The sequence below is a fragment of the Streptomyces viridochromogenes DSM 40736 genome, assembly GCF_000158955.1.
GTDB classification, from domain to species: domain Bacteria; phylum Actinomycetota; class Actinomycetes; order Streptomycetales; family Streptomycetaceae; genus Streptomyces; species Streptomyces venetus.
The window spans coordinates 7,005,959-7,020,305 of sequence record NZ_GG657757.1 but is presented as its reverse complement, the minus strand read 5'-3'; the positions used below and the strand labels follow the sequence as shown (position 1 = coordinate 7,020,305).

Annotated in this window: 14 protein-coding genes; all 14 read left to right on the top strand. The window is 71.2% G+C overall.

Features of this window, described 5'->3' with window-relative positions:
* The first annotated feature begins 218 nt into the window (after positions 1-218).
* Complete coding sequence (locus SSQG_RS30760) at positions 219-1,853, top strand: acyl-CoA dehydrogenase family protein (RefSeq protein WP_003993847.1); 1,635 nt, start codon at positions 219-221, stop codon at positions 1,851-1,853.
* A 246-nt stretch (positions 1,854-2,099) separates the two neighbouring features.
* The gene (locus SSQG_RS30755) at positions 2,100-3,377 is read left to right on the top strand and encodes a GAF domain-containing protein (protein WP_003993846.1); all 1,278 of its coding nucleotides are present in this window, start codon (positions 2,100-2,102) and stop codon (positions 3,375-3,377) included.
* Positions 3,378-3,552: 175 nt separating this feature from the next.
* Positions 3,553-4,866, top strand: a complete 1,314-nt coding sequence (locus SSQG_RS30750) for a hypothetical protein (protein ID WP_003993845.1) — start codon at positions 3,553-3,555, stop codon at positions 4,864-4,866.
* A 58-nt stretch (positions 4,867-4,924) separates the two neighbouring features.
* Positions 4,925-5,497: a GNAT family N-acetyltransferase gene (locus SSQG_RS30745; RefSeq protein WP_003993844.1), complete on the top strand. Its 573-nt coding sequence runs from the start codon at positions 4,925-4,927 to the stop codon at positions 5,495-5,497.
* A 126-nt stretch (positions 5,498-5,623) separates the two neighbouring features.
* Positions 5,624-5,707 (top strand): putative leader peptide, encoded by an 84-nt coding sequence (locus SSQG_RS43770; RefSeq protein WP_338117313.1) that lies wholly within the window; start codon positions 5,624-5,626, stop codon positions 5,705-5,707.
* 182 nt (positions 5,708-5,889) lie between these two features.
* A complete protein-coding gene (locus SSQG_RS30740) occupies positions 5,890-7,587 on the top strand; it encodes a nitrite/sulfite reductase (protein ID WP_003993843.1) in 1,698 nt (565 codons plus the stop codon).
* Entirely contained in the window at positions 7,584-7,763 is a 180-nt protein-coding gene (locus SSQG_RS30735; protein WP_003993842.1) for a hypothetical protein, read from the top strand. The genes SSQG_RS30740 and SSQG_RS30735 overlap by 4 nt, the downstream gene beginning before the upstream one ends.
* Positions 7,760-8,470: a phosphoadenylyl-sulfate reductase gene (locus tag SSQG_RS30730; RefSeq protein ID WP_003993841.1), complete on the top strand. Its 711-nt coding sequence runs from the start codon at positions 7,760-7,762 to the stop codon at positions 8,468-8,470. Before SSQG_RS30735 ends, SSQG_RS30730 begins: the two co-directional genes overlap by 4 nt.
* A gap of 23 nt (positions 8,471-8,493) precedes the next feature.
* Positions 8,494-9,030, top strand: coding sequence for an adenylyl-sulfate kinase (gene cysC, locus SSQG_RS30725; RefSeq protein WP_039935544.1), 537 nt, complete (start codon positions 8,494-8,496; stop codon positions 9,028-9,030).
* Positions 9,027-9,965 carry a sulfate adenylyltransferase subunit CysD gene (cysD, locus tag SSQG_RS30720; RefSeq protein WP_003993839.1) on the top strand — a complete coding sequence of 313 codons (939 nt, stop codon included), beginning with the start codon at positions 9,027-9,029 and terminating at the stop codon, positions 9,963-9,965. The genes cysC and cysD overlap by 4 nt, the downstream gene beginning before the upstream one ends.
* Before the next feature lie 2 nt (positions 9,966-9,967).
* The gene (locus tag SSQG_RS30715; RefSeq protein ID WP_003993838.1) at positions 9,968-11,302 is read left to right on the top strand and encodes a sulfate adenylyltransferase subunit 1; all 1,335 of its coding nucleotides are present in this window, start codon (positions 9,968-9,970) and stop codon (positions 11,300-11,302) included.
* A 222-nt stretch (positions 11,303-11,524) separates the two neighbouring features.
* Positions 11,525-12,628: an ABC transporter substrate-binding protein gene (locus tag SSQG_RS30705; RefSeq protein ID WP_003993837.1), complete on the top strand. Its 1,104-nt coding sequence runs from the start codon at positions 11,525-11,527 to the stop codon at positions 12,626-12,628.
* 44 nt (positions 12,629-12,672) lie between these two features.
* Positions 12,673-13,461: an ABC transporter ATP-binding protein gene (locus SSQG_RS30700; protein WP_039933987.1), complete on the top strand. Its 789-nt coding sequence runs from the start codon at positions 12,673-12,675 to the stop codon at positions 13,459-13,461.
* Positions 13,448-14,344: an ABC transporter permease gene (locus SSQG_RS30695; protein ID WP_039933985.1), complete on the top strand. Its 897-nt coding sequence runs from the start codon at positions 13,448-13,450 to the stop codon at positions 14,342-14,344. The genes SSQG_RS30700 and SSQG_RS30695 overlap by 14 nt, the downstream gene beginning before the upstream one ends.
* Positions 14,345-14,347: the final 3 nt, after the last annotated feature.

The following is a 14,347-nucleotide window of genomic DNA, read 5'->3' as shown; positions in this document are numbered from 1 at the left end:
CCTTGAGCAACAGCCAGGCGGTCCTGCGCTTGGAGACGTTCCGGTAGAGAGCCCGCGCCCGGTGGAGGCGTCCGGAGGGTGTGTCGGGGGTTTCACTCGCTGGCTGCACCCCCTAACGGTATCCGTCGTGCCTGGCCCCACTCATCCACAGGCCGGTCTTCCGCGCCCCGGCCCCGTTCGCCGGTGAGCGAGGGGGTACCACGGGGTACGTTCGCACCATGACTGGCAGCACCCATACCGTGAGCAACCAGGTCCCGCCGCTGGTCGGCTACGACGTCTTCTCGGCCGACCGGGCCCTCACGGCGGCGGTCGAACGGCATCTGGACCCCGTTCTGCTCGACGAGGCGCTCGGCGAGCTGACGGGGCTCGGGCGGGCCTCCGGCTCGGCCCAGGTGCAGGAGTGGGGGGCGCTGGCCAACGAGAACCCGCCGCGGCTGCGCACCCACGACCGCTACGGCAACCGGATCGACGAGGTCGAGTTCCACCCGTCCTGGCACCGCCTGCTCGGCAAGGGTGTCGCGGCCGGTCTCACGGCGGCCTGGAACCGGCCGGGCGGGCACGTGCGGCGGGCCGCCGCCTTCCTGGTGTGGACGCAGGTCGAGGCCGGCAACGGCTGTCCGCTGTCGATGACGCACGCGGCGGTTCCGGCCCTGCGCACGGACCCGGAGCTGGCCGCCGAGTGGGAGCCGCGGCTGACGTCCCAGATCTACGACCGTGAGCTCAGGCCCGCCGGGCAGAAGGCCGGGGCGCTGTTCGGAATGGGCATGACCGAGAAGCAGGGCGGCAGCGACGTACGGGCGAACACCACGTCCGCGCGGCCGCTCGCCGAGGCCGGTACGTACGAGCTGACCGGGCACAAGTGGTTCTGCTCGGCGCCGATGTCCGACGGCTTCCTGGTGCTGGCGCAGGCTCCGGACGGGCTGACCTGCTTCCTGGTGCCGCGGGTGCTGGAGGACGGCACCCGCAACGTGTTCCTGATCCAGCGGCTCAAGGACAAGCTGGGCAACCGGTCGAACGCCTCCGCCGAGGTCGAGTTCGACGGGACCTGGGCGCGCCGGGTCGGCGAGGAGGGGCGCGGGGTGCGCACCATCATCGAGATGGTGGCGGCGACCCGGCTCGACTGTGTGCTGGGCTCGGCGGGGCTGATGCGGCAGGCCGTGGCGCAGGCGGTGCACCACTGCACCCACCGCGAGGCCTTCGGCGGGAAGCTCGTCGACAAGCCGCTGATGCGCAACGTCCTCGCCGACCTGGCGATCGAGTCGGAGGCTGCGACGACCCTGGCGCTGCGGCTCGCGGCGGCCTACGACGAGGGCGGCGAGCAGGAGCGGGCGCTGCTGCGGATCGCGGTGCCGACGGCCAAGTACTGGGTGACCAAACGGTGCCCGGCGGTGGCGGTGGAGGCGGCGGAGTGCCTGGGCGGCAACGGGTACGTCGAGGAGTCCGGGCTGCCCCGGCTGGTGCGCGAGTCGCCGCTGAACTCGATCTGGGAGGGCGCGGGCAACGTCCAGGCCCTCGACGTGCTGCGGGCGCTGCAGCGGGAGCCGGGGGCGCTCGACGCGTATCTGCGGGAGGTCGGCCAGGCGCGCGGCGCCGATCACCGTCTCGACGGGGCGATCAAGAACCTGCTGACCGAACTCGCCGACCTGGAGGGCGTGGAGGGGCGGGCGCGGCGGCTGGCGGAGCGGCTGGCGCTGGTGCTCCAGGGGTCGCTGCTGGTCCGGTTCGCGCCGCCGGAGGTGGCCGACGCGTTCTGCGCGGCACGGCTGGGCGGTGACGGGGGCGCGGCGTTCGGGACGCTGCCGCACACCCTGGATCTGGCGTCGGTGGTGGAGCGGGCCCGCCCGGTGTCCTGACCCGCGGGTCCGCAGCGGGGGTGGTGCTGCGCCGACACGGCACCACCCCTGCCGCACTGGCCCGTTCGAGCCACTGAACGCCGCTCGGGACGGCGCCGCTCAAGTTTCAGCCACGGCCGGGCTGTCCACCAGGGTTGCACGGGGTTGCAAGTTGCTGCTGACTGTGTGCGGAGTGTGCGCGCTGCCCGGGGGCAGACGGCAGTATGAGACGGACAGTCAGGAAAAGGCTTCCGGGGGGACACGCCTATGGACGTCACGCAGCTCGCCGCCGTGGACACCACGCGTGCGGCCCGGGTGCTCGACGAGGTCCGCGCCGCCCGGCTGGCCGGGCAGCCCGCTCCCGCGGCGCCGCGTCGGGTGATCGAGCAGTCCTGGGAGCGCATGCTGCGCAGCGGGGTGGATCCGGACCACGATTTCCGGTCCGGACTGCTGTCGCGCGAGGAGGTGCAGCGTCGGCGTGAGGCGTCGGCTTTGCGCCATGTGCTGCCGGTGCTGCGGGAGGGGCTGCTGGCGGTCGCGGACGTCGCCCACCACATCATGGTGGTCGCCGACGAGGAGGGCCGGGTGCTGTGGCGCGAGGGCAGTGCGCCGGTGCTGCGCAAGGCCGACGGGCTCGGCTTCGAACTCGGCGCGGACTGGCGTGAGGACGTCGTCGGCACGAACGGGGTGGGCACCCCGGCGGTGGTGCGCCGGCCCGTGCAGGTGTTCGCCGCCGAGCACTTCGTGCGGTCCCAGGCCGGCTGGACCTGCGCCGGCGCTCCCCTGACGGATCCGCGGGACGGCCGGCTGCTCGGCGTGGTGGACGTGAGCGGCCCGCTGGAGACGATGCATCCGGCCACGCTCGCCTGGGTCGACTCGGTGGCCAAGCTCGCCGAGGCCCGGCTGCGGGAGATGCACGTGGAGTCGCTGGAGCGGCTGCGGGCGGTGGCGGCGCCGGTGCTGGCCCGGCTCGACGGGCGCGCCCTGGTCGTCGACGCGGACGGCTGGACCGCCGCCGTGAGCGGCATGCCGTACACGCGGCGGGTCGCCCTGCCGAAGTCGCTGTCGCCGGGCCCGATGCGGCTGCCGGCGCTCGGGGCGTGCTCGGTGGAGCCGCTGGCCGGCGGCTGGCTGCTGCGGGCGGCCGGCGGCGAGCCGGCGCCGCGCGGGGCGAGCAGGGTCGTGCTGGACCTCAGACAGGCCCGCAGATGGTCGGTGGAGGTGTCCGGCGGCGCGGGCTCCTGGACCCGCGAACTGACTCCCCGCCACGCCGAACTGCTCTGCCTGCTCGCCGTGCACCGCACCGGCCGCAGCGCGTCGGCCCTGGCCGGTGACCTGTTCGGCGACCCGGCCCGCACGGTGACGGTGCGCGCCGAGATGTCCCGGGTGCGGCGGTACCTCGGCGCGTTCCTGGAGCACCGGCCGTACCGCTTCGCCGAGGACACCGAGGTAAAGGTGCTGCTCCCGGACGACCCACGCGATCTGCTGCCGTACTCGACGGCTCCGGCGGTGGGCGGGCTGCGCACGTCCGTGGCCATGCCCTGAGGTTCACACCCGGGTGCCGTCCGGCGGCCCTCGGGGGTGCATCTTTCGCATATTTGCGGGGTCTTCGTCCGCCACCCCGCCCACCTGCCGTAGCATCCCCCTACGGGCCACCCCACCTGCTCCTCCGTCAACGTACGGATCACAAGGCGCAGTTGGTCCGCCTCGGGAGGATGTTATGAAGCATCGCGGCAGACACCGGCGACGCAGACGGGGCAGGGCGCTGCGCGCGACCCTGGCCGGGACGGCCCTCGCGCTCACCGCCGCGGCCACGCTGATCAGTGCTTCGCAGGCCACGGTCGCCGACGCCCCCGGGGCCCTGAAGCCGATCAGCGCGTCCGAAGGGCCCGGGCGGCTGCCGCTGACCGAGCACCGGGTGCCCGAGCGGTGGCTCGACCGGCTCGCCTCCTCGATGGGCCGGCCCGTCGGGGTCGGCACGGTGCTGGCCGGCGCCGACCGGACCCTGCGTGGCGCGGCCGACTGCTCGACCGCCGAGAAGCACGCCCTGCCGGTGGAGCCGGCGGCCACGCGCGCGTACTGCTTCGGCGGCGCCGACACCCGGGGCTGGCGGCCCGGTGCGGTCACCACCTCGGGGGACGCCGACGACGACGGCCGCTGGGGCGGGAACCGCGTGATCCTCTCCGGCTGGACCCGCGGCGCCGCCGGGGGCGGCTCGATGGACGGCCCGGCGCCCGAGCGGGGCCTCGCCAAGGTCGCCTTCGTGGACGCCGACAACCTCGGCCGGCCCCGCTACACCTGGGCGCTGCTGGCCGTCCCGGTGGACGGCGGCCGGGACTACCGCGGGCTGGTCTCCTCGCTGTCCGGCATGGTCTGGTATCAGGACAAGCTGCTGGTGACGACCCGCGAGGGCGACCGGAACGCGCTGTACGTGTACGACATGGACCGCATCCAGCGCGCCACCGTCGACTCCGACGCGGTCGGCCGGGTGCGGGGCGGCTGGGCGGCGCACGGCTACCGGTACGTCCTGCCCGCCGTCGGCTCGTACGCCCTGCCCGGCGGGGACGACGTGCCGCGTCCGGCCGCCGTCTCCCTCGACCGCAGCACCGCTCCCGACAGTCTGGTCACGAGCGAGTGGGTGTCGGCGGACGGTGACCGGCACACCCGGCTGTGGCGCTACGCGCTGAGCCGGGACCCGGCCCGGTCCGGTCTGCTCGCCACCGACTCCTCCGGGCACGCGGACCCGGTCGAGGCGTACGAGACGAAGACGGCCGACGTACGGGGTGTGCTGTCGTACGGCTCGGGCTGGTACATCGACCGCGCCGCCGACCGGCCGGACGGACACGGGACGCTGTGGCGCCAGGACCGGGACGGCGCGCGGGCCACGGAGTGCGGGACCGACGAGACGCGCCAGTGCTGGAGCGGCGGATCGGGTTCGCTGTCCTACTGGGAGGCGACCGGCGAGGTCTGGTCCCAGTCCGGGCGGACGCTGTTCGCGCTGCCGCTGGCGTCGGTCGACCGGGCGCTGGACTGAGCGGCGAAGCCCCGACCTCCGTCGACACGACACCGGGCCGGATGATTTTCTGACCCTCATGACCACCATCGCCGTGACCACTTGGTCCCTGGAGCAGACCGCGCCGACCGACCTGCTGTCGGCCGCCGCGCCGGAGGGGGACGTCCGGATCGTCCGCTCCGAGGTACCCTCGCCCGAGTTCAGCCGGTTCCTGTACGCCTCGGTCGGGGGCGACATCCGCTGGACGGACCGGCTGAGCTGGTCGTACGCGCGGTGGCTCGAGCACCTGGAGCGCCCGGGCGTCGAGACGTGGGTGGCGTACGACCGGGGCACGCCCGCGGGGTTCGTGGAGCTGGAGGCGCAGGACGACGCGGTCGTGGAGATCGTCTACTTCGGGCTGCTCCCCGCCTTCCGGGGCCGGCGCATCGGCGGCCACCTGCTGTCGTACGGCACCGCCCGGGCCTGGGACCTCGCGGACCGGTGGGCGGGACTGGCGCCGACGAAGCGGGTCTGGCTGCACACCTGCAGCAAGGACGGCGAGCACGCGATGGACAACTACCAGCGCCGCGGGTTCACGCTGTTCGACACCAAGGTCGAGGAGGAACCGGACGCCGCTACTCCGGGACCGTGGCCTGGGGGGTTCCCCGTCTGACCAGTACGGACACCCCGAAGTACCCGAATGTGACCAAGGACACCCGTGTCTTGGATTCCGAGACACGGATGTCCGAATCTTGGACGAAGCTGGACTGTGTCCAGATCGCCGTGACACGCTTCCGTCATGTCTGGAACTGGAATCGCCTTGGTGAGTCGACGGCACGTCGACCTCGGCCGCATGTCCAGCGCCATCTGTCCGGCGCTCTGAGAGTACTCAGCCCGCGCCCGACAGACCCCTTCCTCTCCTCATTCCTGCGCAACGACGCGCCCTATGCCCATGCGCCCGCGCGCGCAGGTCAGAGCCTCCCGCCCGTCACCCGACCGCCACCCCTCATCGACGGCGCTACGCGCCGACCCCTGCCCACTGCTGTCCCGAAGGACGTATCAACCATGGCCGCCACCCCGCAGAAGCCTGCCGCCGCGACTCCCCGCCGCAAGGTGAGCCGTCACCGCGGTGAGGGTCAGTGGGCCGTGGGACACCACACCCCGCTCAACGGCAACGAGCAGTTCAAGAAGGATGACGACGGTCTCAATGTGCGGACACGCATTGAGACGATCTACTCCAAGCGGGGCTTCGACTCGATCGACCCGAACGACCTGCGCGGCCGGATGCGCTGGTGGGGCCTGTACACCCAGCGCCGCCCCGGGATCGACGGCGGCAAGACGGCGATCCTGGAGCCGGAGGAGCTGGACGACGAGTACTTCATGCTGCGCGTCCGCATCGACGGCGGGGCGCTGACCACCCAGCAGCTGCGGGTCATCGGTGAGGTCTCCCAGGAGTTCGCGCGCGGCACGGCCGACATCACCGACCGGCAGAACGTGCAGTACCACTGGATCCGGATCGAGGACGTGCCCGAGATCTGGAACCGGCTGGAGGGCGTCGGCCTGTCCACGGTCACCGCGTGCGGCGACACCCCGCGTGTGATGATCGGCTCGCCCGTCGCCGGTATCGCCGCGGACGAGATCATCGACGCCACCCCGGCCCTGGAGGAGATGAAGCGCCGCGTCCTGAACAACCCCGCGTACTCGAACCTCCCGCGGAAGTTCAAGACCGCGATCTCGGGCTCGCCGGTGCTGGACGTGGTGCACGAGATCAACGACGTGGCGTTCGTCGGCGTCGTGCACCCCGAGCACGGTCCGGGCTTCGACGTGTGGGTCGGCGGCGGCCTGTCCACCAACCCCAAGCTGGGCGTGCGCCTCGGCACCTGGGTGTCGATCGACGAGGTCCCGGACGTCTACGAGGGCGTCCTGTCGATCTTCCGTGACTACGGCTACCGCCGGCTGCGTACCCGTGCCCGTCTGAAGTTCCTCGTCGCCGACTGGGGCGCGGAGAAGTTCCGGCAGGTGCTGGAGGACGAGTACCTGAAGCGCAAGCTGGTCGACGGCCCGGCCCCCGAGCAGCCGTCCCAGCAGTGGCGCGACCACATCGGTGTGCACCGGCAGAACGACGGCCGGTTCTACGTGGGCTTCGCCCCGCGCGTGGGACGCGTCGACGGCGCGACCATCACGAAGATCGCCGACCTCGCCGAGGCCCACGGCTCGGGCCGGGTGCGCACCACCGTCGAGCAGAAGATGATCGTCCTCGATGTCGAGGAGGACAAGGTCGAGTCGCTGGTGGAGGGCCTGGAGGCGCTCGACCTCACCGCCCGGCCGTCCTCCTTCCGGCGCGGCACCATGGCCTGCACCGGCATCGAGTTCTGCAAGCTCGCCATCGTCGAGACCAAGCAGCGCGGTTCGCAGCTGATCGACGAACTGGAGCGCCGTCTGCCGGACTTCGACGAGCCGCTCACCATCAACCTCAACGGCTGCCCGAACGCCTGCGCCCGTATCCAGGTCGCGGACATCGGTCTCAAGGGCCAGCTGGTCGTGAACAGCGAGGGCGAGCAGGTCGAGGGCTACCAGGTGCACCTCGGCGGCGCGCTCGGCCTGGAGGCCGGGTTCGGCCGCAAGGTGCGCGGTCTGAAGGTCACCTCCGAGGAGCTGCCCGACTACATCGAGCGCGTCCTGAAGCGGTTCGAGGCGGAGCGCGAGGACGGCGAGCGGTTCGCCACCTGGGCGGCCCGGGCCAGCGAGGAGGCCCTGTCGTGAGCGAGCGCGCGGCACCCTTCTACTGCCCGTACTGCGGTGACGAGGACCTGCGTCCGAGCGAGGAGAAGCACGGCGCCTGGGAATGCGCGGCGTGCAGTCGAGCCTTCCAGCTGAAGTTCCTCGGGCTGCTGTCCCAGGGGCTGAAGCGATCCGACTCCGGAGGGGCACAGATATGACGACCACCCAGGAACAGCGCACCACCGAGGACCTGAAGGCGCTCGCCGAGCAGGCGGGCCGCGACCTGGAGGACGCCTCCGCCCTGGAGATCCTCCAGTGGGCGGCCGAGACGTTCGGCAAGCGCTTCTGCGTGACCTCCTCCATGGAGGACGCGGTGGTCGCCCACCTCGCCTCCCGTGCGATGCCCGGCGTGGACGTGGTGTTCCTCGACACCGGCTACCACTTCGAGGAGACCATCGGCACCCGTGACGCGGTCGACGCCGTGATGGACGTCAACGTCATCACGCTCACCCCGCGCCAGACGGTCGCCGAGCAGGACGCGGAGTACGGCCCGAAGCTGCACGACCGCAACCCGGACCTGTGCTGCAAGCTGCGCAAGGTCCAGCCGCTTGAAGAGGGCCTGAAGGACTACCAGGCCTGGGCGACCGGTCTGCGCCGCGACGAGTCCCCGACCCGGGCGAACACCCCGGTGGTCGGCTGGGACGAGAAGCGGCAGAAGGTCAAGATCTCCCCCATCGCCCGCTGGACCCAGGACGACGTGGACGCCTACGTCACCGAGCACGGCGTCCTGACGAACCCGCTGCTGATGGACGGCTACGCCTCCGTCGGCTGCGCCCCCTGCACCCGCCGGGTGCTGGAGGGCGAGGACGCGCGCGCAGGCCGCTGGGCGGGCCGCAGCAAGACCGAGTGCGGACTGCACGGATGACGACGACGATTCAGGAGAGCGACGTGACGACCGGAGCCACCGTCTGGCTCACGGGTCTGCCGAGTGCCGGCAAGACCACCATCGCCCACGAGCTGGCCGGCCGGCTGCGCGCCGAGGGCCACCGCGTCGAGGTGCTCGACGGCGACGAGATCCGCGAGTTCATCTCGGCGGGCCTCGGCTTCAGCCGCGAGGACCGGCACACCAACGTGCAGCGGATCGGCTTCGTCGCCGAACTGCTCGCCCGCAACGGCGTGCTCGCCCTCGTCCCGGTCATCGCGCCCTACCAGGACAGCCGCGAGGCGGTGCGCAAGCGTCACCAGGCGGGCGGCACGGCCTACCTGGAGATCCACGTGGCGACTCCGGTCGAGGTGTGCAGCGAGCGGGACGTGAAGGGCCTGTACGCCAAGCAGGCCGCGGGCGAGCTCACCGGGCTCACCGGCGTCGACGACCCGTACGAGGCGCCCGAGTCGCCCGACCTGCGCATCGAGTCGCAGAACCAGACCGTGCAGGAGTCCGCGGCGTCCGTGTACGCCCTGCTCAGCGAAAGGGGACTGGCATGACGACGACCGTCGCCACCGTTTCCGAGGGGACTGACAGCCCGTACGCGCTCTCCCACCTCGACGCCCTCGAGTCCGAGGCGGTGCACATCTTCCGCGAGGTGGCGGGCGAGTTCGAGCGGCCGGTGATCCTGTTCTCCGGCGGCAAGGACTCCATCGTCATGCTGCACCTGGCGCTGAAGGCCTTCCGGCCGGCGTCGGTGCCGTTCTCGCTGCTGCACGTGGACACCGGGCACAACTTCCCGGAGGTCCTCGACTACCGGGACCGCACGGTCGCCGAGCACGGGCTGCGGCTGCACGTCGCCTCCGTGCAGGACTACATCGACCGTGGTGTGCTCAAGGAGCGCCCGGACGGCACCCGCAACCCGCTGCAGACGCTGCCGCTGACCGAGAAGATCCAGGCGGAGAAGTTCGACGCCGTCTTCGGCGGCGGACGGCGCGACGAGGAGAAGGCCCGGGCCAAGGAGCGGGTGTTCTCGCTGCGGGACGAGTTCTCCCAGTGGGACCCGCGCCGTCAGCGCCCCGAGCTGTGGAACCTGTACAACGGCCGGCACGCCCCCGGCGAGCACGTGCGCGTGTTCCCGCTGTCCAACTGGACCGAGCTGGACGTGTGGCAGTACATCGCCCGCGAGGGCATCGAACTGCCGCAGATCTACTACGCGCACGAGCGCGAGGTGTTCAAGCGCGCCGGCATGTGGCTGACCGCCGGCGAGTGGGGCGGGCCCAAGGACGGCGAGACCGTCGAGAAGCGCCTGGTGCGCTACCGCACGGTCGGTGACATGTCCTGCACCGGAGCCGTCGACTCCGAGGCCGACACCATCGAGAAGGTGATCGTCGAGATCGCCGCCTCCCGGCTCACCGAGCGCGGCGCCACCCGCGCCGACGACAAGATGTCCGAAGCCGCGATGGAAGACCGCAAGCGCGAGGGGTACTTCTAGAGATGAGCACCGTCACCACCGAGGAACTCTCGGAGACCACCCTGCTGCGGTTCGCCACCGCCGGTTCCGTCGACGACGGCAAGTCCACCCTCGTGGGCCGGCTGCTGCACGACTCCAAGTCGGTCCTCACCGACCAGCTGGAGGCCGTGGAGCGCGCCTCCGCGAGCCGGGGCCAGGAGGCGCCGGACCTCGCGCTGCTGACGGACGGTCTGCGGGCCGAGCGGGAGCAGGGCATCACCATCGACGTGGCGTACCGCTACTTCGCCACACCCCTGCGGCGGTTCATCCTCGCCGACACCCCCGGCCATGTGCAGTACACGCGGAACATGGTCACCGGTGCCTCCACCGCCGAGCTGACGGTCATCCTGGTCGACGCCCGCAACGGCGTCGTCGAGCAGACCCGCCGGCACGCCGCCCTCGCCGCCCTGCTGCGCGTCCCGCACGTGGTCCTCGCGGTCAACAAGATGGACCTCGTCGACTACGAGGAGAAGGTGTTCGCGGGAATCGCCGAGGAGTTCACGGCGTACGCGACGGAGCTGGGCGTCCCCGAGGTCACCGCGATCCCGATCTCGGCGCTGGTCGGCGACAACGTGGTGGAGCCTTCCGCGAACATGGACTGGTACGGCGGCCCGACCGTGCTGGAGCACCTGGAGACGGTGCCGGTCAGCCACGACCTGAGCCACTGCCACGCCCGGCTGCCCGTGCAGTACGTGATCCGGCCGCGGAGCGCCGAGCACCCCGACTACCGGGGGTACGCCGGTCAGATCGCCGCCGGTTCCTTCCACGTCGGCGAGGAGGTCACCGTCCTGCCCTCGGGCCGCACCTCGAAGGTTGCCGGCATCGACCTGCTGGGCGAGCCGGTCGACGTCGCCTGGACGACACAGTCGGTGACCCTCCTGCTGGAGGACGACATCGACATCTCGCGCGGCGACCTGATCGTGCCGAGCAAGGACGCGCCCGCGACCACGCAGGACATCGAGGCGACCGTCTGCCATGTCGCGGACGCCCCGCTGACCGTCAACCACCGGGTGCTGCTGAAGCACGGCACCCGCACGGTCAAGGCGATCGTCAAGGACATCCCGTCCCGGCTCACGCTCGACGACCTGTCCCTGCACCCGCACCCGGGACAGCTCGTCGCCAACGACATCGGCCGGGTGAAGATCCGTACCGCCGAGCCGCTGCCGGTCGACTCCTACTCCGACTCGCGGCGCACCGGCTCCTTCATCCTGATCGACCCGAACGACGGCCAGACCCTCACCGCGGGCATGGTCGGCGAGTCCTTCGCCTCCCCGGAGCCCGTCAAGGACGAGGCCGAGGACGACGGGTGGGACTTCTGACATGAACTCCCCCGACTTCTACTCCTCGTTCGCGAAGGAGGGCGGCCGCGTCGGCAGCGGTTCTCTCGGCAGCGGGCAGGGCGGAGTGGCGCGATGTGTGCGTTGACGTACGCGCACTGCCTGCGCGCCCTCACCCCCCACCGCCGTAGACGAAAACCTGCCGACCTCCCGGCCACGACCTGAGAGACCGTGACCGCCGGGCCTCCGAGAGGAACACCTCCCGTGCCTGCATCATCCGCTCTTCGCCGCAGCCTCGCGGCCATCGCCGCACTTCCCCTGCTCACGCTGGCCGCCTGCGGCTACGGCTCCGAGTCCAAGGACGACGGGGCCGCCAAGGTGGCCGCGGGGGCGAAGAAGATCGACGGTCTCGACACCGTCAAGATCGGCTACTTCGGCAACCTCACCCACGGCACCGCGCTGGTGGGCGTGCAGAAGGGCATCTTCCAGAAGGCGCTCGGCGCTACCAAGGTCGAGCCGGCCATCTTCAACGCCGGTCCCTCCGAGATCGAGGCGCTCAACTCCAAGTCCATCGACATCGGCTGGATCGGCCCCTCCCCCGCGATCAACGGCTACACCAAGGCCGCGGGCAAGAACCTGCGCATCATCGGCGGTTCGGCGTCCGGCGGGGTGAAGCTCGTCGTCAACCCGGACAAGATCAAGTCCCTGAAGGACGTCAAGGGCAAGCGGATCGCCACCCCGCAGCTCGGCAACACGCAGGACGTCGCGTTCCTCAACTGGGCCGCGGACCAGGGCTGGAAGGTCGACCCGCAGAGCGGCAAGGGCGATGTCACGGTCGTCCGCAGCGACAACAAGGTCACCCCGGACGCCTACAAGTCCGGGTCCGTCGACGGTGCCTGGGTGCCGGAGCCGACCGCGTCGAAGCTGGTCGCCGAGGGCGGCAAGGTGCTGCTCGACGAGGGGTCGCTGTGGCCGGACAAGAAGTTCGTGATCACGAACATCATCGTGCGCCAGGACTTCCTGAAGGAGCACCCCAAGGTCGTCGAGGCGGTGCTGAAGGGCTCCGTCGAGACCAATAAGTGGATCAACGCCAACCCGGACGCGGCGAAGGCGGCGGCGAACAAGCAGCTGGAGGCCGACTCCGGCAAGGCGCTGCCCGCCGACGTGCTCGACCCGGCGTGGAAGTCGATCCGGTTCACCGACGACCCGCTGGCCTCCACCCTCAACACCGAGGCGGAGCACGCCGTGAAGGCGGGGCTGCTGCAGAAGCCCGCCCTCAAGGGCATCTACGACCTCGCGCCGCTGAACAAGGTCCTCAAGGCCGAGGGCGAGCCCGCGGTCGACGACGCCGGTCTCGGCGCGAAGTAAGCCCACGAAGCCGCATCTTGCAGAGTTCCCAGGAGGTGACGACCATGGCCACGACCCTCGCCAAGGCCGCCGACGCCACCGCGTCGGCCACGCACGCCGCCCGGATCGAACACGTCTCGAAGTCGTATCCGGGCCCCGCCGGGCAGCAGCTCGTCCTGGACGACATCACCCTCGATGTCGCGCCCGGTGAGTTCGTCACTCTCCTGGGGGCCTCGGGCTGCGGCAAGTCCACGCTGCTCAACCTGGTGGCCGGCCTGGACCGGCCCAGCGCCGGCGAGATCACCACGGACGGCCGCCCGGCGCTGATGTTCCAGGAGCACGCGCTGTTCCCGTGGCTGACCGCGGGCAAGAACATCGAACTCGCGCTGAAGCTCAGTGGTGTTCCGAAGCCCGAACGGCGCGGCAAGGCCGAGGAGCTGCTCGAGCTGGTGCGCCTGAAGGGCGCGTACCGCAAGCGGGTGCACGAGCTGTCGGGCGGTATGCGGCAGCGCGTCGCGCTGGCCCGCGCGCTCGCCCAGGAGAGCAAGCTGCTGCTGATGGACGAGCCGTTCGCCGCGCTCGACGCCATCACGCGGGACGTGCTGCACGACGAGCTGACCCGTATCTGGCGCGAGACGGAGGTGTCCGTCCTGTTCGTCACGCACAACGTGCGCGAGGCGGTGCGCCTCGCCCAGCGCGTGGTGCTGCTGTCCTCCCGCCCGGGTCGGGTCGCACGCGAGTGGACCGTCGACATCCCGCATCCGCGCCGCATCGAGGACACCGCCGTGGCGGAGCTGTCCGTCGAGATCACCGAAGAACTTCGTGAGGAGATCCGCCGTCATGGCCAGCACTGATTCGACGACCGTCGCCAAGGACGGCAACGATCTCGCCGGACTGGAGGCGGGCCTCGACGCGCTGGAGACGCGGCAGACGGGCCGGCCCCCGTTCCGGCAGACCTTCGTCGAGAAGATCCTGCCGCCCGTCGTCGCCATCGTGCTGGTGCTGGCGGTCTGGCAGGGCCTCGTCTCGTTCAAGGTCGTCGACGACCCGACCAAGCTGCCGGCGCCGTCCGACGTGTGGAACGTCGTCCAGACCGCGTGGCTCCAGGGCGAACTGCTCGGCTACATCTGGACCAGCGTCTCGCGCGGTCTGCTCGGCTTCTGCTTCGCCCTGGTGATCGGCACGCCGCTGGGCCTGCTGGTGGCACGGGTGAAGGTGGTGCGCGCGGCCCTCGGCCCGATCCTGTCGGGTCTGCAGTCCCTGCCGTCGGTCGCCTGGGTGCCGCCCGCGGTGATCTGGCTGGGCCTGAACAACTCGATGATGTACGCGGTGATCCTGCTCGGCGCGGTCCCGTCGATCGCCAACGGCCTGGTGTCGGGTGTCGACCAGGTGCCGCCGCTGTTCCTGCGCGCGGGCCGCACGCTGGGCGCCACCGGCCTGAAGGGCACCTGGCACATCGTGCTCCCGGCGGCGCTGCCCGGTTACGTGGCGGGCCTGAAGCAGGGCTGGGCCTTCTCCTGGCGCTCCCTGATGGCCGCCGAGATCATCGCGTCCTTCCCCGACCTCGGCGTCGGCCTGGGCCAGCTGCTGGAGAACGGCCGCAACGCCAGCGACATGGCCATGGTCTTCGAGGCCATCCTGCTCATCCTGATCGTCGGCATCGCCATCGACCTGCTGATCTTCAGCCCGCTGGAGCGGTGGGTGCTGCGCAACCGCGGCCTGCTGGTGAAGAGCTGAGTT